19 protein-coding genes are annotated in these 20,595 nt (G+C 43.5%); 9 read left to right on the top strand and 10 right to left on the bottom strand.

Annotated elements, in window-relative coordinates:
- Positions 1-5: 5 nt before the first annotated feature.
- Complete coding sequence (locus NDJ01_RS15875) at positions 6-752, top strand: phosphatase (RefSeq protein ID WP_258586963.1); 747 nt, start codon at positions 6-8, stop codon at positions 750-752.
- A 215-nt stretch (positions 753-967) separates the two neighbouring features.
- Here the strand turns inward: NDJ01_RS15875 and NDJ01_RS15870 are convergent, their stop codons facing one another.
- On the bottom strand, positions 968-1,303 hold the full coding sequence (locus tag NDJ01_RS15870; protein ID WP_005391220.1) for a helix-turn-helix domain-containing protein: 336 nt from the start codon (positions 1,301-1,303) through the stop codon (positions 968-970).
- A gap of 141 nt (positions 1,304-1,444) precedes the next feature.
- Between NDJ01_RS15870 and NDJ01_RS15865 the strand changes: the two genes are divergently transcribed.
- The 3 genes from NDJ01_RS15865 to NDJ01_RS15855 all read left to right on the top strand — a co-directional run bounded on the left by NDJ01_RS15865 (position 1,445) and on the right by NDJ01_RS15855 (position 4,190).
- Positions 1,445-1,756, top strand: a complete 312-nt coding sequence (locus tag NDJ01_RS15865) for a hypothetical protein (protein WP_006742087.1) — start codon at positions 1,445-1,447, stop codon at positions 1,754-1,756.
- Between the two features lie 696 nt (positions 1,757-2,452).
- The gene (locus NDJ01_RS15860; protein WP_006742085.1) at positions 2,453-3,610 is read left to right on the top strand and encodes an amino acid permease; all 1,158 of its coding nucleotides are present in this window, start codon (positions 2,453-2,455) and stop codon (positions 3,608-3,610) included.
- A gap of 232 nt (positions 3,611-3,842) precedes the next feature.
- Positions 3,843-4,190 carry a hypothetical protein gene (locus NDJ01_RS15855; protein ID WP_258586962.1) on the top strand — a complete coding sequence of 116 codons (348 nt, stop codon included), beginning with the start codon at positions 3,843-3,845 and terminating at the stop codon, positions 4,188-4,190.
- A gap of 151 nt (positions 4,191-4,341) precedes the next feature.
- Here the strand turns inward: NDJ01_RS15855 and NDJ01_RS15850 are convergent, their stop codons facing one another.
- The 4 genes from NDJ01_RS15850 to NDJ01_RS15835 form a co-directional block, all read right to left on the bottom strand.
- A complete protein-coding gene (locus tag NDJ01_RS15850) occupies positions 4,342-6,213 on the bottom strand; it encodes a methyl-accepting chemotaxis protein (protein ID WP_258586961.1) in 1,872 nt (623 codons plus the stop codon).
- Positions 6,214-6,660: 447 nt separating this feature from the next.
- A complete protein-coding gene (locus NDJ01_RS15845) occupies positions 6,661-8,025 on the bottom strand; it encodes a YjiH family protein (RefSeq protein ID WP_031780191.1) in 1,365 nt (454 codons plus the stop codon).
- Positions 8,026-8,479: 454 nt separating this feature from the next.
- Positions 8,480-9,151 (bottom strand): YoaK family protein, encoded by a 672-nt coding sequence (locus NDJ01_RS15840; protein WP_005391213.1) that lies wholly within the window; start codon positions 9,149-9,151, stop codon positions 8,480-8,482.
- 152 nt (positions 9,152-9,303) lie between these two features.
- Positions 9,304-9,705 (bottom strand): GFA family protein, encoded by a 402-nt coding sequence (locus NDJ01_RS15835; protein ID WP_012842460.1) that lies wholly within the window; start codon positions 9,703-9,705, stop codon positions 9,304-9,306.
- Positions 9,706-9,907: 202 nt separating this feature from the next.
- Here NDJ01_RS15835 and NDJ01_RS15830 point away from each other — a divergent pair, with 202 nt between their 5' ends.
- On the top strand, positions 9,908-10,537 hold the full coding sequence (locus tag NDJ01_RS15830; protein ID WP_150917873.1) for a hypothetical protein: 630 nt from the start codon (positions 9,908-9,910) through the stop codon (positions 10,535-10,537).
- 124 nt (positions 10,538-10,661) lie between these two features.
- A complete protein-coding gene (locus tag NDJ01_RS15825; protein WP_145472100.1) occupies positions 10,662-11,945 on the top strand; it encodes a peptidoglycan DD-metalloendopeptidase family protein in 1,284 nt (427 codons plus the stop codon).
- A 107-nt stretch (positions 11,946-12,052) separates the two neighbouring features.
- Here NDJ01_RS15825 and NDJ01_RS15820 read toward each other — a convergent pair whose 3' ends face one another.
- Both NDJ01_RS15820 and NDJ01_RS15815 read right to left on the bottom strand, forming a co-directional pair.
- Positions 12,053-13,873: a bifunctional diguanylate cyclase/phosphodiesterase gene (locus NDJ01_RS15820; protein ID WP_258586960.1), complete on the bottom strand. Its 1,821-nt coding sequence runs from the start codon at positions 13,871-13,873 to the stop codon at positions 12,053-12,055.
- Between the two features lie 183 nt (positions 13,874-14,056).
- Positions 14,057-14,944, bottom strand: coding sequence for a LysR family transcriptional regulator (locus NDJ01_RS15815; RefSeq protein WP_005391202.1), 888 nt, complete (start codon positions 14,942-14,944; stop codon positions 14,057-14,059).
- Positions 14,945-15,049: 105 nt separating this feature from the next.
- On the opposite strand from NDJ01_RS15815, the gene NDJ01_RS15810 reads away from it, so the two are divergent.
- The 3 genes from NDJ01_RS15810 to NDJ01_RS15800 all read left to right on the top strand — a co-directional run bounded on the left by NDJ01_RS15810 (position 15,050) and on the right by NDJ01_RS15800 (position 17,037).
- Entirely contained in the window at positions 15,050-16,243 is a 1,194-nt protein-coding gene (locus NDJ01_RS15810) for a multidrug effflux MFS transporter (protein ID WP_085344335.1), read from the top strand.
- A gap of 178 nt (positions 16,244-16,421) precedes the next feature.
- Positions 16,422-16,769 (top strand): hypothetical protein, encoded by a 348-nt coding sequence (locus NDJ01_RS15805; RefSeq protein ID WP_005391198.1) that lies wholly within the window; start codon positions 16,422-16,424, stop codon positions 16,767-16,769.
- Between the two features lie 133 nt (positions 16,770-16,902).
- The gene (locus NDJ01_RS15800) at positions 16,903-17,037 is read left to right on the top strand and encodes a hypothetical protein (protein WP_258586959.1); all 135 of its coding nucleotides are present in this window, start codon (positions 16,903-16,905) and stop codon (positions 17,035-17,037) included.
- Positions 17,038-17,163: 126 nt separating this feature from the next.
- Here the strand turns inward: NDJ01_RS15800 and NDJ01_RS15795 are convergent, their stop codons facing one another.
- From NDJ01_RS15795 to NDJ01_RS15785, 3 genes are all read right to left on the bottom strand, one after another.
- Positions 17,164-17,778 carry a glutaredoxin domain-containing protein gene (locus NDJ01_RS15795; RefSeq protein ID WP_005391194.1) on the bottom strand — a complete coding sequence of 205 codons (615 nt, stop codon included), beginning with the start codon at positions 17,776-17,778 and terminating at the stop codon, positions 17,164-17,166.
- A gap of 44 nt (positions 17,779-17,822) precedes the next feature.
- Positions 17,823-18,680 carry a DMT family transporter gene (locus tag NDJ01_RS15790; protein WP_005391192.1) on the bottom strand — a complete coding sequence of 286 codons (858 nt, stop codon included), beginning with the start codon at positions 18,678-18,680 and terminating at the stop codon, positions 17,823-17,825.
- Positions 18,681-19,144: 464 nt separating this feature from the next.
- On the bottom strand, positions 19,145-20,116 hold the full coding sequence (locus NDJ01_RS15785) for a porin (RefSeq protein WP_048625262.1): 972 nt from the start codon (positions 20,114-20,116) through the stop codon (positions 19,145-19,147).
- Between the last annotated feature and the right edge of the window lie 479 nt (positions 20,117-20,595).

The following is a 20,595-nucleotide window of genomic DNA, read 5'->3' as shown; positions in this document are numbered from 1 at the left end:
TCACCATGGATATCGTCGTTGATAGCCACACCCATACTATTGCCAGTGGACATGCCTACAGCACCATTTTAGAGAACGCATTGTCTGCCAAGAATAAGGGGCTAAAACTTCTTTGTACCACTGATCATGCTCCCGAGATGCCAGGAGCCCCTCACTACTGGCATTTCAACAATCAAAGAATTTTGCCCCGTTTTTTACACGATGTAGGTATTCTCCGCGGCGTAGAAGCCAACACGCTGAATGTGAAAGGGGAGATAGACTTACCACCTTCCTCTGACCAACATCTTGACTGGGTGATCGCGAGTTTCCATGAACCCGTATTCAAGCCCGCAACCGAAGCTGAGCATACTGCCGCTCTGATAAATGCGATTAAAAGGGGCAGGGTGGATGTTCTCGGTCACTTAGGCAACCCAAATTACCCATTCGATATGGAACAGGTGCTGCGCTGTGCTAAAGAGCACAATGTTGCGGTTGAAGTTAACAATACATCTTTGACAGGCAAAAGCCGTAAGGGTAGTGATTCCCGTTGTGATCGCATTGTCGAGCTTGGCAAAGAGATTGGCGTTTACTTCAGTACCGGATCTGATGCGCACTTCTGTGAAGAGATCTCTAAGTTAGATTTGGCGATTGCTTTGCTGGAAAAACACGGTGTGGAAGAAGAGAAGATACTCACTACGTCGACGAGCCGATTCTTGAATTTCTTATTGCTGAGAGGTAAGGCGAGGATTCCAGAGTTTAAGGATTTTTACTAAGTAAAACCCCAAACACATTAAACGAAGTATTTTCTTATACAGCCCTAAAACCCGCCAAGCTGCGGGTTTTATTCGTTTTTGGGAGGCGTAGAACAAACAACGCGACTGTCATATAAAGCGTGAAAAGATGAATCAATGAAAAAGGAAACGAAGGCCATAATTCGAGAATATTATAGAACGAGCGGGAATTTTATTGCTCTTAATCAGTCATAAGGTTATGAGCCGCTTTTTGTGTTCCGCTGTTCAATAACGAGCGATAACAGACGAACAAGTAGGGACTGAGCTTCAGGAGACAGCAAGCGTGCAACGGCCATTAGATCATCCGCTGTTACGTGTTGAACGTCTCTTATATCCAATGCGATGTCGAGATCGGTCAAATGCAGAGAGCGCAGTATGGAGCGATATTGGGAAAGTTTCAGGTCGGATTCTCCACGCTCTATCCGTTGATACGTTTTCACGCTCATCCCTGCGATGTTTGCCATTTGTTCACGGGAGAGGCCACTCGCTTTTCTTCTCGCAATCAGTGCTTCAATAATAGGGTCGACCTGCATGTGCTCTCCTGAAAGGACAGTTTTGACCTAAATAAAGCAAGAAGTGGACCAGTTTAACCATCTCATATTTACCTGTTTTGCAATCAGTATAAGAATAGCTATCTAATAAAAATGTACATATTTTAGTCAGTTATAAACTCAATGGAAAAGTATCAATCATACAAATCAATCGAGACAAAATCTTCAATTCGCAAAATGCAACGCATTTTAGATCAATTATTTAGCGAGCTTAATGAGCAGCATCGTGTCACTAAAGAAAATGTTGTCGCTCTGACTCGACAGTCTCAACAGAGGTTGATGAACTACAAAGAGCTTTATCTTCATAAAGAATCGATAGGTGAGGTAGAGTTGCAGATTGCGTATGAAAATATGAGTGTGACTGAGAAACAGGTCGCGGATATGGGCGTTTCAGCATTAACTTATATCATCGGAGCGTTAGATAAAGCGTATTAATAGAATGGGCAAGCTAGCTTAGATTTAGACAGTTTGGATAACACCTAAAAGAAAGGATGCAAATGCTGGGGAACCACACCCAGCATTCGTACACTCATTTACCTATAGTTTCGAACCGTAAATCAGTGTTTAGAGGTATGTGAACCGAACAGTGTCGGTACGCAGCGAATAATAGCGATATTGTCCGATCTAGGCTACGCCCCTGGAATCTAACACCTTTACTTGAACTGTAAATTAATTTGTACACCCATCCAAAATTGAGCGGTTGAGCACGTTCTTACTCTCATTAGGCGATAAAAGACTGATTAGTGATGAAAATAACGACACATCTTAGGTGAATGAGGAGGGTTGTTAAAATATATCGCTATAAGATTGACCTTTTGCTTTTCAATCGTCCTGCTTATGCCTTACAATCTTTTCGAACCAAATCCATTCATAACGAATGGCGTTGATGAATTAAGATGAACAATTTTGCTTCGAACCCAAAGTTGTGCGCATTTCATCAACGATGACATCGCCCAAAACGACTCTCAAGTGTTCATGTGCAATTGAATTAACCACCTTTTGCTGCATGTTTTCTTAGCCATATAGGGTTCTTGTAACCAAATTTTGGTTTAGTAGAGCGTTTTGTTGGTTGTGCTTTGGATGTAGCACAACTGGCGAGAAATAAACGGATTGAATTTAGAGGTATTAACCGTGAACCTAAAACTTGTCGGCAGCTCCCTGATCGTTGCAGGTACTGCTCTTGGCGCTGGTATGCTTGCTATACCAATGGTGCTTGCTCAATTTGGCCTCCTCTGGGGCACTCTTCTTATGTTATTCATCTGGGCTGGGACGACTTACGCTGCGCTGCTCCTTCTTGAGGCCAGTTGCAAAGTAGGCGGCGGCGCGAGCATGAATGCAATTGCTCGCGAAACGCTAGGTAAAGGTGGCCAGTTGGTAACCAACAGCTTGCTTTACGCCCTGTTAGTTTGTCTATTGATGGCTTATATCATTGGTGCGGGTGATCTCGTACAAAAAGTAACAGCCTCAATTGGGCTGCCAACATCTACGATCGCAAGCCAAGTCGGTTTTACTCTTTTAGTCGGTATCATTGTTTCGGCAGGCACAGGGGTTGTAGATAAGCTTAATCGCGGTTTGTTCCTAGGCATGATCGTGGCGCTGATTCTGACACTTTTTGCGCTTGCACCAAGCGTCTCGTTTGAGGGACTTGATGAAGTCGTGAGTGACGATAAGATGGCGCTAATTAAGACAAGCTCGGTGCTTTTCACCAGTTTCGGTTTTATGGTCGTGATCCCATCGCTTGTAACTTACAACAAAGAAGCGAGCAAAACACAACTGCGTAATATGATTATCGTGGGTTCAACTATTCCGCTTGTTTGTTACCTATTATGGTTGTTAGCAGTTGTCGGTAACCTACCACCTCATGAGCTTGTTCAATACTCCAATGTAACGGAGTTGATCTCGGTATTAGGTCAGCAATACGAAGGTTTGGAGTTTATCCTATCCATGTTCACTGGGTTAGCACTGCTAACGTCGTTCTTAGGTGTGGCAATGGCGCTATACGATCAAAATGCAGACTTACTGAAAGCAAGTAAGCCAGTGATTTTTGTTACTACTTTTGTGCTACCACTACTAGGTGCTGTATTTGCGCCAGAACACTTCTTGGCTATTCTTAGCTACGCGGGGATTATTCTTGTGTTTCTCGCGGTCTTTGTCCCATTATCAATGACAATGAAAGTGCGTCGAGTACCAGTAGAAGATGACAATATTTATGAAGCTGGTGGCGGCGTAATGGGAATGAGCATGATCTTCCTGTTCGGCTGTTTCTTGCTGTTTGCCCAAGCAGTATAAAATCACGCTAGCTGATTTAAAAACTGAGCCGCTCGTTGTATAACGGGCGGTTTTTTTGTATTCATAGCCGAATCGAGGCCACTCAAAGTCATCAGCATTTGTGATGCTTAACCTTTCTCTGATAATCACGATAAGCTTTGACCTTGTAGTAAAACTCCTTGGCGAAAGGCTGACATGTGCAGTGATTCACCTACCTATTATGTTGCTATTGATATTAATAAGAGGCTCTGTTGTGTCAAAGCAATTATCTTTTGCCATGGTTGGCGTTATATTGTCTTTAGGTGTGTTTAGTACAGAAGTGATGGCTGACCCGAAACATAGGCATGGTCATCGATATGATCACCATCATGAGCATCACCATCATCATAAACGCAAGCACAAGCATAAACATAAACATAAGCATAAACATCGTGACGTTATTTATGTGGAGTCTCGACGACCAAGACGCAGTTACTACTACCACGACCGAATTCCTCGTAATAGTACCTACATAAAGATTGGAGATTTCACCTATTTAAAAGTGGATGATCGTTTCTATCGTCGCTCCAATGACCGCTATATCCATGTTGAATTCAACTAGAGTGGGAAAGGCAGCATAGCAAGCGTGATAAGAGTTTTGAGCCGAGTGGCAACAACACTAAAAACTAGGCGTTCTAAGTCTAGATGCCACTGCGATAGAGGTCTAAAAACAAAAACAGCGAGCATTTGCTCGCTGTTTTTTTAGGTGAAGACTAGACTGTAAATCGGTTTAATATTTGATCTTGTTTATGTACATCTTCTTGCTGTGCCTGCATAGCATCGTTAGTTCGATTTGCAGATTCGGCGACTTGAGTCGATAGGTCTTTAATATTCACCGTATTGTTGTTGATCTCTTCCGCAACTAAGCTTTGTTCTTCCGCCGCTGAGGCGATTTGTAAGTTCATATCAGAAATACGCTGAATCGCATCACGAATACGTTGTAGCGCGTTGTTTGCCAAGTCTGCTTTTTCTACGGCTTCTACAGCGCTACCCTTGCTTTGATGCATAGCATTTGCCACAGATGATGCGCCAGATTGCAGCTGCTCAATCATAGTACGAATTTCTGTTGTTGATTCTTGGGTTCGTTGCGCCAGTGTACGAACTTCATCAGCAACGACGGCGAAGCCTCGGCCAGATTCTCCCGCACGTGCAGCCTCGATTGCGGCATTCAACGCGAGTAAGTTTGTTTGGTCCGCAATATCGTTGATGACTTTTAGAATCGTTTCGATGTTAGCTGTCGCAGATTCAAGCACTTGCACTTCTTCGACAGCAAGGTCAATGCTATCGGAAAGCATGTTGATCGTTTGTGTCGATTCACCGACCACAGAAGAGCCCTCAACCGTTGCTTGATCAGCTTCTTTGGCTGCACTTGCTGCGCCTTGCGCATTATTGGCAACTTCAGTCGCGGTAACAGACATCTCGTGCATCGCGGTGGCTAATTGTTCTAGCTCTTGTAGCTGAGTTTGAATAGCACCAGCCGAATCTTTTGCACCCTCAGCGGTGATTTGAGTGCCATTCAAAATTTGATCAGAAATACTCTTCGACTCAATAATTTGCTGTTGCAAGTTTTCCATGAACGTATTGAAGTTTGTAGCAAGCTCTGAGAATTCTTGGTCAGTATCAGTTTCAAGGCGCTGTGTAAGATCGCCTTTCCCTGACGCAACATCTTTAATCGCGTTGTTTAAAGTGTCTAGCGGACGCATGAGTGTGCGAATGAGCAGAGTCAGTGCAATAACAGAAGCAATCACAGCAATGATTGAATAAATAATAGCGCTGTTACGAAGCTCTCCTACGGCAGAGTAGGCGATAGCTTCATCAATAACTGAACCCACGTACCAGTTCTCGCCCGGGATGTGAGTCAATTTAATCATATAACGATCGCCATCGATCTCAATGTGTTGCGTTGATTGTGTAAGATCGACCTGTGGTAGGTAGCTACCAACTTTTTCACCGTTGTATTTGCTTTGAGGGTGAGCAATGGTTGTTCCATCAGCGGTGACCAAAAATAAGTAACCAGCGTCAAACAGATTCACTTGGTTGACGAGGTCTGAAAGGGTAGTGAGCTCGAGGTCATAAAACATACCAGCTAAGAACTGGCCGTTTTCTTTTACTGGTGTGCCAACAGAGATGATGACGTTTTTTGAAGACGCATCGACGTATGGGTCTGTTACGACCAAATCGCCTTTGTTTTTAGCTGCGATGAACCAAGGACGTTGACGCGGATCGTAGTCTGGTCCTGCTTCCCAGCCGTCGTCATTTTCAATCACGAAGCCATTGCTTTCATAACCAAAGCCAATCGCAAGAAAGCTGGCTTTTGGTGTTGGTCGCTCAAGAATGTTCTGAACGTAGTTGTGTGAACTTGGATTAAGTTCGATAACTTCAGTAATAGAACGAGCGAGATCCTTTTTAGCATTCATTTCTGATTGCACGGTATTGCCAACACTGGTCAATATCTCGTTCACACTCGAGTCAATGTGCTCCTGCGTTTGGGAGCGGATCGTCATAACTTGTTGCGTCGACAGTAGTGACACGGTAATTAGCAGCAAAAATGACGAGGCTGTGACAACCTTATGTCTAAATTTCATGAGCTTTCCTCTGATTCTCCCGGTTGGCTTCACTATGCTTTCACCTCTTTTTAAACGGGCGAATTCGGCATCAAGAGAAACCTATTGTGTTTGGTTATCTTTTTTATCGACATCGTTGTCAAAAACATGAGTCTATTTGTTGTCTTTTTTAACCAAATTTAAACAAAACGGTAAGTTACGACAAAAACCGTGAGTTTGATCAGATTTGTGCGCTCTGTTAATGAAAGCGTCATAATGAAAAGAATTGCGTAAAGCATAGTGTTTCAGGTTGGCGTTATTGGTGAGATGAGAGCGACTTAACTGTCGTAAAAGGGGGCGTGATTGGAGCTGTTCGTTGTAAGTTATGAGCGTTTGCTAATTAAGTGATCTGAATAGAGCTGTAGATAGACTTTTAGACATAAAAAAGGCCCCGACAATGCGGAGCCTTTGTTGATTGATGCTTTGATTTTAGAAAATCAGATGAGCAACACCAGCAATCACAGGTAATGTGATTAGCGTACGCAGAATGAAAATAACGAACAGTTCTACAATGTTTACTGGAATTTTGCTGCCTAGTAGTAGGGCGCCAACTTCTGACATGTAGATAAGCTGAGTTACTGACATTGCTGCAATAACAAAACGTGTCATTTCATTATCAATTGATGCCGCTAAAATTGCCGGGATAAACATATCCGCAAAGCCAACAACAATAGTCTGTGATGCGGCGACAGCTTCTGGAATTTGCAGTAGCTCTAGGTATGGAATGAATGGCTGACCTAGAATTTCAAATACAGGAGTGTACTCTGCAATCACTAATGCCACGGTACCCAGACCCATAACCACAGGCAGTACACCAAACACCATGTCGATTGCGTTATGTACGCCTTCTTTAAATACCGACTGAACAGATGTTACCTGACCCGCACGCTTAAGTGCTAGATCCATACCCCATGAGAATGTGGTGTGGCCTTCTGGTACGGCGTCAGCATCTTTATCTGGGTTGCTGCCATCAATGTAGCGATCTTTCTTCAGGCTTAGCGGCGGTAAGCGAGGAATGATAACCGCAGCGACAATACCTGCTAAACAGATTGCGCCGTAGAAAGGTAGGAACAGATGCTCTAACTGTACCTGAGCGATAACCACTAAGCTAAACGTGATCGATACTGCTGAGAACGTTGTCCCGACAACAGCGGCTTCACGCTGAGTATAGAACTTATTTTCGTACTGTTTGCTGGTTAGCAAGATACCAACACTGCCGTCGCCTAACCAAGACGCCATACAGTCAATTGCGCTACGTCCAGGCAGGTTGAATACCGGGCGCATTATTTTACTCAGTAACGCGCCAAACAGCTCAAGAAGACCAAAGTTCAGAAGAAGCGGAAGGAGTAGGCCCGCAAAAATGAACACCGCAAACAAAGTTGGTAGAAGACCGGTAAGAACAAGGCCACCTGTATTTTCTTCCCAAATCGCTTTTGGACCCACTTGGAAGAATGTCATTAATACGGCTGCACCACCGATTAAGCGAACAATAAGCCAAAGTGGCGATGGATTGAAAAGACCGTTTAAAAATCCATTACGTAAAATCGCTGCAGGCTTGAAAATTTTGCAAAGAACAGAAGCGACTGCCATGAAAGCGATGATACTGGTGACGATAGCGATCAAGGTATCGCCTAATACTGCCGGGATGACTTTTGCCATAACCGCAACAGGGATAGTTAGGCCGCCATCGTATGAGATCGGAGCCATAAAGAGTAGAAGACCGATTAGGGAAGGGATGAAAAACATCCAAAAGTTGCCCTTAGGAGCTTCAGTAGCATTAGTGGTGTTATGCATAGTTGTCTCGTGTTACTACTAGTCAATACTTGCCATTTCCATGACATAAATATTCACTAAACATCCGTATTTAATCACAGTTTTGCGGAGGGTACCCGCAAACTGCATCCATTGCAATACTATTCATTAAATACATCTAGTTATTCAGCCGATTTGTCGGGTAATTGGTCAAATAACGTATAAGTGTATACGAATATGTTGCTTGTGTTAGAAAATTGTAGCACGGAGCGCGGGCAGCGCAGAGAATTATGGGGCGCATTGTGACTGGAATAATAAAACGGTAAACAAATGTGACTTTGATCTAACTAACTTTTTACCGGAAGCCCTGTTAGCCCTAGCTGTTATAAGGTTTTTAGCTGCGTTACAACACGATAAAACGTTTATTATGATGTGCAGTGGTGAGATAGTTGAGCTATAACCGATTGAAGCATTCGGCCTCAATCGGTTCGAGATTTTATGCTTTTTGTTGGCGACTAAGCACGTAAAGGTAACTCCAGTAGATCAGAGCCGTAGCGAAAGCCAATATTGCAGGGAAAACGAGCGTATATAATCCATATACCACGAAAAGTGCGGCTCCTGCGACACCGCCAAGCAAGAATCCGAAGAAAATGAATAGGAATAGCTTTGCTTTACGTCGATCAAATTGGCGACCTCTTAAGCTTTCTCCAATCATAATCCCCAGGTCGGTGATGATCCCAGTCATATGTGTGGTTCTGACTACTGCGCCGCTGAATGTAGTGATCATTGCGTTTTGTAATCCACATGCTGCTGACGCTAGATATTGGCCGTACAAATCCCCTTGCACCAAAAAGCCCAAACTGAGTAGGAGCAAGCTCCCTTCTATGCACAGTGCAACACCATATCTTCGCCCTAGTTTTAACGCACTGCTCTCAATAAAAAAACCGCTAAAGGCAGCACCGATCAAAAAGCTAAATACGATGAAGAGCAGGTGAATGGAGCTATCCACACCTGTTAGCAAGCTGTTCCCTAGCTGAGTTACGGTTCCCGAAAGATGTGTTATCGCTTGATGTTGAAAGCCGAGAAGACCAACGGCATTGACGCAGCCCGCGAGAAGGGCAAGTAGAAACGCGCCATATTCCACCCAACGAGGAAGTCTGGAAATCACAATAAAACCCCACCAAATGTTAGGAGCCGATTATAACGCTCACACCGCGTTACGAAACCCCTTACAGTAAAACTCGGTTGATCATTCTCAAAAAAATCTCATTTATCGAGCTTTTGCTTTGACCATGATAACGACATAGAGGGGGATTTCCCCTACCTGATGTGTTCCATTGTACATTCGAAACTCACCCATCCATGTTTCCTCTGTTCATAGATTGAAACCGTTGGTTGGTGGAACTCTTTATCAGTAAAAAGACCGACGGGAATGATCATGATTTCAGGAAATGTAGAGACCAATAAGCGCATTGTCGTGCCGCAAGAAGGGCAAAACTCATACTGAACCTCGCTGCCATCATCCCCCATTCGCGTATAGCAGGTGACCTCACCGTTTAAAGTTACGTGCTCTTTATCAAAGCGAGCCTGTACCCCAAACACACTGCCTGTCCGCTTTTGGCATTCAAAACAATGGCAGACAGACGTACGGATGGGTTCTCCCTTACAACGGAGCTCAACTAAACCGCAGGCGCATTCGCATGTATGAATGGTTGTTGTCATCGTGATTACCTATTCTTCCCAATACACCAATGAATTTGGAACACTGAGAGCAGTGTCAGTGGCCAGTTATGAAATCTGGGCTTGAAAATCATTTGGATACAGTCAGTTTAGTTTAATTTTGAAACACTTGAAGGGATGAAATCATTTGGGTATACAATGCTATACTCGCTTTTCATTTATACCTTTAAACAAGGAAGTCTTCATGGCTCACAAAAGAATCCTGCCGATACCACTTATTCTTCTTATTCCGATCGTATTATTGGTCGTGGTTGTGATCGCGGGTGTTTATCGCTTTAGTTTGTCTGATGAAGAGATCATGGCTAAGTTCCCTCAAACGGAAGCAGAAACCAATGTTATTGTGCAAGAGACGCTGGGCATTACTTCACGCAACCCATGGACGATTCAAGTACCAGAGCAGGGAGCGGTCACTTTTCTTGATGAGTGGGATAAAGAAAACGGCTATTTGATAGGCGATTATGATGCAGGTGCGACAAAAGGTCAGGTACTTGTTCCAACTGCGTTTATTAGTCAGCGTGAGATTGAGAGTGTTTCATGGATTGCTGCACCGATGATTGTAACGACACAAGGTAGCGGTTCGTTTAACTATGTTGGCTTGTTTAAGTTTGACCCCGTGCCGAGCCGAGTTGTCCTTTTAGACAGTATTTTTGTCGGTGACCGCGTTAAATTTACCCAAATTACATGGGAAAGTGATGCCATTATCGCGCTTTCATATTTAGCGCATGGTGACGATCAAGCAATGGCAGATACGCCAAATCAATTAAATTCATCCACATTAAAGCGTGTAGGGAATAACTTACATATGCAACAGTGATGAATTTTTTTTGAGTTCTGTAAAAATTCAGTGTTTTCTGCGCTAGATCTCGAAATTTCATAGTGATTTCTTATACGGGAATGCATAAGCTATGAGCCTTGTTTGAAAGGAGATAGTAATTCCCGTGTCTACAAATGAAATTACAAGACGGTTGCCGAATCTGACAAGTCGTAGAGCGCTGCTGTTATACTCCTTGCCAGTTTTAGTTGCGATTGGTGTTTCTCACTCTCTCAAAGAGTCATCTTTAACCAAAACCATCGCATTGAACCTGCCTGAATCTCAGGTCGTTGAAAAAATTCTTGATGCGACAACTGCCGAAGTTGTCACTCCCCCGAACTTCGAATATCAAATCCAAGCAGGTGACAACCTAAGCACTATTTTTAGCCAGCTCGGTTTTGGTTACAGCTCGTTAATGAAAGTAATGGAAACGGATTTGAACTACCTTGCACTTGATACACTAAAGCCGGGCAACACGCTCCGCTTTTGGCGTGATGATGCGACAGGCGAGTTAGAGAAAATGGAACTGCAATTTTCTATTGCAGATAAAGTGGTCTACCAACTAAATAGTGATGGTAGCTATGACTTTACCGATATCTCGATTCCTGGCGTGTGGCGCCAAGAACCATTGGTTGGTGTTATTCAAGGCAGTTTCTCTTCTTCTGCAAGTCGATTAGGTCTAACGTCGGCAGAAGTGAGTCAAGTTGTGAGCTTACTCAAAGAGCAGCTCAACTTTGGGCGTGATCTTCGTGCAGGTGATCGATTTGAAGTCGTTCGTCGTTCGCAAAGCATCAATGGTATACCAACGGGCAAGAACGAAATTGAGGCGATTAAGATTTACAATCGCGGACGTGAAATCACAGCTTACCTTCATACCGATGGTCAATTCTACAATGCTAAAGGCGAGAGCTTGCAGCGCGCATTCCAGCGTTATCCTGTAAGTAGCCGTTGGCGTATCAGTTCTGGCTTCAATCCTAATCGTTTACATCCAGTAACGGGGCGTGTCGCGCCGCACAACGGTACTGACTTTGCCGTACCAACCGGTACTCCAGTCGTTTCTACTGGTGACGGTACAGTAATCATGACTCGTAAACACCCTTATGCGGGTAACTACGTGGTTGTTGAGCACGGGAGCAAATACAAAACCCGTTACTTACACCTAAGTAAGATTCTGGTGAAGAAAGGGCAAAAGGTTTCTCGAGGCCAGCGTATCGGTCTTTCCGGCAAAACAGGTCGAGTGACAGGGCCACACCTTCACTATGAATTGATTGAATACGGCCGTCCAGTTAACGCTATGCGAGCAAACATCCCAATGGCGAGCTCTGTTCCTAAGAAAGAGATGGCAACCTTTGTCGCGAACAGAGATGAAATGGATAAGCTATTACGCGATAAAGAGAAAGCAGTGCTGTAACAAAGTACTTCGCTCAAAAAATAAAAAGAGACTAAGCATAGCTTGGTCTCTTTTACTTTGTGCATTAACTAGATTTACATTCCATGACCGTCGCTTGTTTAGAGCTCTTAGGCGCTCCGCACTTCACGTTCATTTATCAGGTGTACGATTTCATCAACACTGTGTGGGCGAGAGTAGAAATAGCCTTGAATGTAGTGGCAGCCCATTTCAATTAACTTTTGTAGTGCTCTATCGTCTTCTACGCCTTCGGCAATCAAATCCACATCAAGCAGTTCTGCTAATTGCGCTATCAAAAACACCACTTGTTCAGAGGTTGTATTTGAGAGCATGTTTTGAACGAAGGTTGCATCGATTTTAATGCTATCAATCGGATAATTGTGTATATAGTTCAAGCTTGAGTATCCCGTACCAAAATCATCCAACGCGACCTTAAAACCTAAGTACCGCAATGAGTTAAGTACCATCTGTTCACGGCCACTTTGCGAGAGTAAAACGGTCTCGGTGAGCTCTATAACAAAGTCTTTTGCTTCATGCCGATACTTTTCAACCATGTTAGTTAGGTGGTTAATATAGCGGTTAGAGTCGACCAGCTCATAGGCAGAGCAATTGATAGAGAGTTTGACTTTGTATCCTAAGTTGGCTTCTAGCTCTTGTTTCGCGATACATGCGAGTTCAATAATACGTTCACCCAACTCGATAATCAGGCCTGATTGTTCGGCAGCTTCAATGAACTCCGCAGGGGAGATGTTTCCGTAAACATTGCTGTTCCAGCGGGCTAGGATTTCAAAGTAATTCCAGCGATCGCTTGTGATATCTACGATTGGCTGAACAACGACATACAACTCTTCGCTATCATGTATGTCAGCGCTAAGTTGAATGCGCATAGCTTCAATAAGCTGCGTTCTACGGTGATAAAGGGCGCTAAGGTGTGTGTCGTAATGCTGAATTCGTGTATCGCGATGTTTTTTACAGTCTTTGAGAGCGAGACTGGCATTCAAAATTAGCTCATCGCTGTTCAACATATGTACTGGTGCGCGCGCGATACCAATACTAACAGTGAAAGAAATTCGGTTAGATTTGTCGCTGTAGCCGCTTTCAATTTTGTCGAGTACTTCCTGACACACGGCGACAGGATCTTCGTCGTAAGTAATGAAGGCGAATTCATCTCCAGCGACACGAAAAGCGTTGTTTGGCGATGACAAGCTCTGTTGAATGGCGTTCGCCGTAAACTTAATGATTTGGTCGCCGATGTAGTTTCCGTTGATATCATTGATCGATTTGAAGTTATCGATGTCTAGATAAGCCAAACTGAATGGACGAGTGGCCTGTTGCGTCAATGTCTCCAAGGTATCAGCTAAGCAGCTACGGTTGAGCAGTCCAGTTAGGTTATCATGCGATACTTCATAGCTAAGCTGATTAAGAAGCTTATCTGAACGTTCACTGACCCACTTTTCACGTAAGCTGTGAATAATGACATTGGCATAAAAGCGGTGGAAGTCGAGGATATCTTGCGCTTCCTTAGCGTGGATGCTTCGGGTAAAGGTAGACAATAAAACTCCCAGAACCTCGCCATTTTGTGTCTTCAATGGCAGGCCAATGTAAGCTTGAATGCCATCCTCTTGAAACATCTGATCTTCAGGAAAGCGTTTGTAAACTTGGTCCTGATAGAAAATATGTTCGCCAATGTCTTTTGCCACTTTTTCACAGGGGGTGCCTGAAAGGTGGTAGCTTAGATTGTCTGTAATTTTTCCATTGCTAGCGAAGGAGATGGTATGAGCCGAATGCTGAAGATGCGCAACTTCTACAACGCAAGTGCAATGGCTCTGCAATTGTTGATGAATATCTAACGTGACTCGGTTTAGCTGAGCCGTGCCGTTTAGCTTCAATATTTCATCAATTTTGTGGAAACTGATTTGTACCTGACCCATTGAGCATTTCACCTAGCGTTGTGATTACCATATCGTGTGAGACACGAAGAATTATTATTTGATATGCATCAAATAAACTATCGGTTACTAAGGCGAATTTTTCAAATTTTGTGAACGAACAAATCATTATTTTCATGTTTTTATGCTTGAACCTTTTAAAGGTTCAAGTATAAAAACGCTAAGCTAGGCGCGCTTTTCCTCTTCTAATCGCGATTTGAGATAATCGAGGAACAGCTTAGTTCGGGTATGCTGATAATCCAGCTTTGGATAGTAGGCATATACAGTGGCTTTATCCGCTGTGATATCGGGCAAGATAGGCACTAAAGCTCCGGATTTGAGATCATCTTTGATCATGACGTTATTCGTCATCAGAATACCCATGCCTCTTTTGGCACCATGAAACAGCGCTTCTGGGTTGGTCGTGGCAAAGTTACCGGACAAGCTGATACGTTTGCCTCGATTGGTTTTGATTTCTCGTGAGGGCTTTTCACCCCAAATCAGGACATTATGCTCTGTCAGATCCTCAACGCATTGTGGGGTGCCATATTTTTTTAGGTAACTAGGCGCGGCGTAAAACTGGGCTTTATGTTCGAAAAGTGCGGTGGCTTTGAAACTTAGCGAATTAAGTTGCTCTAATTCCCGGCTAATAAACAGGTCTAAGCTTAGCTCTGGCAATTGGCCCGGTAGCGTTGTCGTTAATTGAAGCGTAATGTCTGGATATTTCTCAAGAAAATCATCTAGGTAATGCACCAAAAACTTAGAACCAACCGCCAGTGTCGCGCCAATTTTCAATAACCCCGCTGGTGATTGATTGACTGAGCGAGTTTCATCTAATACTGATTGCCATGAATCCAACTGATTTTTTGCTCGTTGATAAAACAGCGCACCAGCTTCGGTTTGGCTAATAGAGCGGGTCGTGCGTTTAAGTAGCTGAACGCCAATTTTATCTTCTAGCCATTGAACTCGTTTACTGATAGCTGAGCTGGTGGTATTGAGTTTCCGCGCTGCAGCATTAAAGCTACCTTCTTCGACCACACGAATATAACTCTTCACGCTTTGAATCCAGTCCATTGTGTCTCCTTGGGAATTAATTCCTTTCCAACTTAGCTGATTATCATCTTTGAGTATCAAATATACACTGTTTGCCATCAATCTGTCACAAAGTAGGAGGAACGTTTGCGTAAAACACCATTGTTATTAGCGATGATGATCATTGCCACAGGCCAAGTTGGCGTTAGTATTTATCTTCCTTCTTTACCATTGATTGGTCATGACTTGAATTTGCCGCAACATTCGATTCAGAATCTCGTCACACTATTTCTCGTTGGTTTCGGTATCTCTCAGCTTTTTTATGGCCCATTGTCTGATGCGATTGGTCGTCGACCAGTATTTATTCTGGGCCAAAGTGTGTACCTAGTTGGTACGGTTATTTGTATCGCCTTTTCGGACAACATTATTGCTCTTGAAGCGGGGCGGTTACTTCAAGGTTTGGGAGCGGGCAGTGCCTCGGTGCTTGGTCGCTCCGTATTGCGTGACAGTTATGACGGTATGCAATTAACCAAAGCGCTATCTTATATTTCAGTCACGGCATCTGTGATGCCAATTATTGCTCCGCTGTTTGGTGGTTGGATTGCTTTTCACCTGAGCTGGCATGCTGTCTTTGTGTTTGTGCTGATTTACTTAATGGCAATTTTTACGCTTGGTTTATTGGTGCTGCCAGAAACGCTGCCTTACCCGAAGCGAAAATTTAAAGTAGGCCAGGTGAGTGCAAATTATTTGCGCCTGTTAACGAATACTCAAGTGATTGGTAGTGCGAGCTACAACTGGCTTAGTTATTTGTCGGCTCTGGTAACGCTTTCCTTGTATCCATTTTTAATGCAACAAGAGTTAGGCTTAACGGCGGCAGATTACGGTTCTTTGATGATCATACCGTCAGTTGGTTTGCTGACGGGCAGCTTGGTGCTTAATTTGATCAACGCTCGTTACAAAGCTCAGCAAATCTTGCTGATGAGTTTCGCGATTGTTGCTATTGCTGGCTTCATATTGTTGGTTACACCCTTCAGTGTATTTTCATTACTAGTGGCATTTACGTGTTTAAGTTTTGCCCAAGGCATGTCGTTTCCGGTATCAATTAGTTTGTTGCTGTCGCCACATAAGCAACAGGCCGGAGCGGTTTCTGCGCTATCTGGATCAATTCAAATGTGTTTAGCCGGGTTGTTTGGCGGATACTTGGTAGATTCTTGGGTCACGAATCAAAACCAGCTTGGGGTGTTTTATTTGTTTATTGCGTTACTTTCTTGCTTTGTTCTCGTACTAAGCCAATTTCGTAAAGTACCAGAAGGGACGATTCAAGCAGAAACTTCCACCTGAATATACTTGCAACGAAAGAGGCAGCTTTCTAAAATGCGCTGCTAAATTAAGTCAGGATCATTGTGTATATTGAATGACTCAGTTTGAGAGGAAGAGGGCAATGCCTGATGCTCCTCTCAGCTTGGGGATACCTTTCTGCCCAAATTGACTATCCGATCTCTAATCGTTAGGTGAAAGAATGCAACAAAACGAATTTGAAACACTGGTAAAAGAAATTACTCAGCAAGAAAGCATGCCAAAGGCACTCGAAGTCTTGAAGGCGTGTGAGGAAGAAGAAGTTGCACAAGCGGCACAATCCCTAACGGGTCAGTTTGGTCTTGCAGAAGTTGATGGCGAGAAACGTATTTACCATATTACCACTCAAGAAGATGAGTCCGGAGAAGAGCAAGAATACGTGGAGCACGTCATGAATGAAGGCGATCACTTGATCAAATTTGCTGCGTGGTTCTTTGAAACATTCTTTGAAATCAAACAGAAAGATACGTACGTCGCAGCGGGTAAAACATACCAGCAACCTAAGCGATAGGCGCCCGTTTCGAAAAAGTAATCAGAACTAACCTGAAAGTTAATTACAAAATAAATGTGACGTCAGTCTTGTTTTTATCTAATTGTGGTGTAAAATTACAACATAGTTAAGTCAATACATTCAGGAGAAGGTCATGGGTAACGAAATTGGTGGTGCTTATATTGGCCAGATGATTGCAAAAGACGCGATGCACAAAGCGCTTTACGGTAAAGCGAAGAAGAAAAAAGCTTCTGTTTTTGCTCGTGTTATGAAAAAACTGGCGAAATAATTTAAAAAGCCCTGATTGAAGAATCAGGGCTTTTTGCTTTTATCTGTCTTGTTTTTAGTGGCAGCCTACATATTGAACAACATTGGTAAACCACTACTCAAAGACGGATGGCATTTGAATCAAACGCTAAGCGGATTGGCTTGGTATCTCCACGACATTGTTAGGCACTTTATCTAGCCCCTTTGCTGCTAACCACTTTTCTAAATCGTCAGCGCCTCCAACATACTTTCCATCCAACCAGATCTGCGGCACTGTTACCGGCGTTTTTTCTCCAATGATGGCCTTTACTTCGGGGATCATGCGATACAAAGCTGCGCTGTCTTTAACCACGTCATGATACTCGTATTGAACACCAGCATCGTCAAGTAGTTGTTTAGCTTTGACACAGTAAGGGCAGGTGGCTTTACCATAAACAATGTTGCCTTTTAGCTCATCGCGTTTGACCCATTCAGCGATAACTGATTGCACAAGCACGCCCCGGTTTAACGCTTCTCCTTGGCTGACCACTTTTCCTTCGACAAGAAGAATCGGTGCATGCCAGGCCCCTGCTTTTAATGGTTCCCACCAATGTGATAACCAATCTTTTACTTCCAGTTCAACGGGGACATCAGCGAGTTCGTTTTTAAAAGTATCCGTCAAAATATCTTTAGTTAACGTACATTCACCACAAGGAATATTGACTTTGAATGGACCCCAACTACCAGCCCAGCGGTACAGTGTAATTTTGATTGGTTGACTCATATGGTGTTCCTCATTTCCTTTCCTGAAAATATAGAACCTTGAAATTAGACTTTTCTTTCAACTAGCTTTGTCTTTTTCGCTTCCCAGTGCGTAATAAACGCAATGGAGGCAATAATAATCGCGGCGCCTAGCCATAAACGACCAGGTGGTACCCAGCCAAACACCAACCAGCCAGCAACGACATTCAAAGGCAGTTTTGCGTGATCAAATGGTTGCACAAACGAGGCGTCTGCTACTGCATATGCTTTAACGATAGCCCATTGAGCGAGTGCTGTAAGCGCGCCTGCGGCTAAAAGTACGCCCCATATCGTCCAGGTATTTGGCATCGTAAATGTCGGTATTGCCAATAAGATATTAAACGGCGTTATCAGCAGTAATAAATAGACAACCATGGTTGAGGGCGGATCGTTGACCGACATTTTCTTTACCATCAGAGAATACGCTGCCCAGAAAAATGCGGCGCCAACAGGAAGCAGGGTCGCCCATGTAAATGAATCTGCCCACGGCTCAAGAATGATCATAGCACCAACGAACCCTGTTAATGTCGCTAACCAGCGTGCAGTACCTACTTTCTCTTTGAGTAACAAGCCAGATCCAACCGTTGCAAATAACGGAGAGGTCATCAGCAGCGCAATGCCTTGCCAAATCGGAACTGGATAAGCGAGTGCCCAAAGCCAAAGCTGAATCCCGATAACAGAGAGAAAAATACGGAAGGCATGCCAACCAAAGTGTTGGGTTCTTAGTGAGCGTCTAATTCCAAGTGTACGCAGATAGGGCAGAATGACAAATAAGGCAATAGCGTATTGGAATAACGCGAATGTGGTGGAAGAGACACCAAAGTTGATGCTAGCAATTTGGGCGAAGCTGTTCACTATGGCGAATGCCAAGCCAGCTGTTAGCATCCAGGACGCACCTTGAACAGGATGATGATTCAATTGAAAAATTCCAGTTTGATAGAGGTGGCGGGATCATACGTCCTATTGTTTTTCGCGCCAATAAAAAAATGCCTCCCAGAGGGAGGCGACATTACCAATTCAAAGGACGTGCCTGTTATAACAGGTACAAAGAACGAGAAGCACAAACGCTGCCATGCATTTGCATAATTAGTATTGCAGAACGCGTGCCAATTTTTATTTATTTGATTTTAATGGGATTTTTGTTTTAGTTCGGTTGGCTATTAGGAGAAATGCACTAACTTAGTGACAAATCGCATTAAAAGAGGGCAGAAGTATGAGTCGCTACGCTCCTTTTTCATTGCTGAGCGATGCTTGGATAGTGTGAAAACTTATTGAGTTATCTTGGGTTACACAAAAAATGGCCAGCAAAGGTGCTGGCCAAGTGGACTCGCTCTTAGGACAAGAGTGAATTAGAAATCGTAACGTACGCCTAGGCGCAGTGTATCTTCGCCTTCTGTTACTAGACCTGTTGTTGCATCTTTTGCTTCGTCAAGTTGGTTGATGTAGTAAGACAGGTAAGTACGGAAGTTGCTGTTTAGTTTGTAGTAACCAACAAGCTCGATACCTTCAACGGTGTCGTATTTTGAACCGTTGTCTGGATCATTTTCTTGAGCTGTGTATAGAGCAGCAAGTGTCACTTTGCTCGCTACTTTGTAGCTTGCTACTAACTCGTAAGCCGTAAAGTCTTCAGCGTCAGTCAATGAACCTTGAGAGTAAGTACCTGCTAGGTATAGGTTATCCATCGAGTAGGCGATACCACCTAGAATTTGATCTTCAGAGTTGTCTTTATCTACGTCGCCACCAGAATATGCAAGACCGAGGTCTAGGCCCATTGGCAGTGAGTACATTCCAGAGATGCCGTATTTATCTTCGTTATCACTAGAGTTTGCTTGGTAGGTTGCTTGCAGTTGTAGCGCATCAAACGCACCACGGTATGCGAAAACGCTGTCTTGCTTATCAGAAGAGGAATCGATAACTTGCTGAACACCAGAGAACTCAGTGATATCCGTCATGTCAGAGATGATGACTGCAGCCATGTCTTGACGACCTACAGAGAAAGCACCGATATCAGAGTCGACACCTGCATACATGTAGCGGTTTTTGAATTCACTCTTGCCCGTTTTTTGCTCGGCTTCGTAAACACCAAATGCAGAAAGGCCATTGCCGATGTCCGTTTTACCTTTTAGATTAAGACGAGCGCGGCTTTTATCTTCCATAGAGCCTTCAACTTCAGCACCACCTGAACCGATGAAGTCACCACGGAACTCAACGCGGCCGCCAACTTTTAATTCAGTACCGTCGTTTTTGTATACTGTTGCTGCGAATGATGGTGCTGATACCAATGCTGTAAGAATTGCAGTAGTTAGTGCTGCCTTTTTCATTTTCTTATTACCCTAGTTGTAATCGATGGGCTTTCTTGCCCGATGTGTTGATGACGCTAAGGTAAACCCTGAAAATGAAAGATAGATTTCTGTTAAGTTATGATTTGATTGCACTTTTATTGCTGGCGAGAATAAGTGCCCCTTCTTATATCTCTTATAAAAAGAAAGGTTTTATCTTTTTTGAGGTTTTTCTGCCTTCTATTGGAGACCGTGCTTTTTTCAAAAAGTTCCTGAACCTATTTTTGTTCCAAAATGTAAGTAAATATTTCATTTTGACGGGAAAGTTATTTTCAAAAGTTGGGGTTCATCAAGTATTTGTGAGCACTATCTCGTTAAAGCATTTCTTTTTGTAAGGTTTTTACGCCTGGATTTTTTTCGGATAAGTAAACGTTTGCTTTTTAGTTTTTTGCTGAGAATTTTTCACTCGGTTATCAGGAACTAATCAAATAAAGTGTCGGCAGTTGTTACACAAAGGTAAA

Origin of the sequence: Vibrio sp. HS-50-1 (assembly GCF_024747315.1) — a bacterium.
GTDB classification, from domain to species: Bacteria; Pseudomonadota; Gammaproteobacteria; order Enterobacterales; family Vibrionaceae; genus Vibrio; species Vibrio diabolicus.
This window is presented reverse-complemented; position numbering and strand designations above follow the sequence as displayed.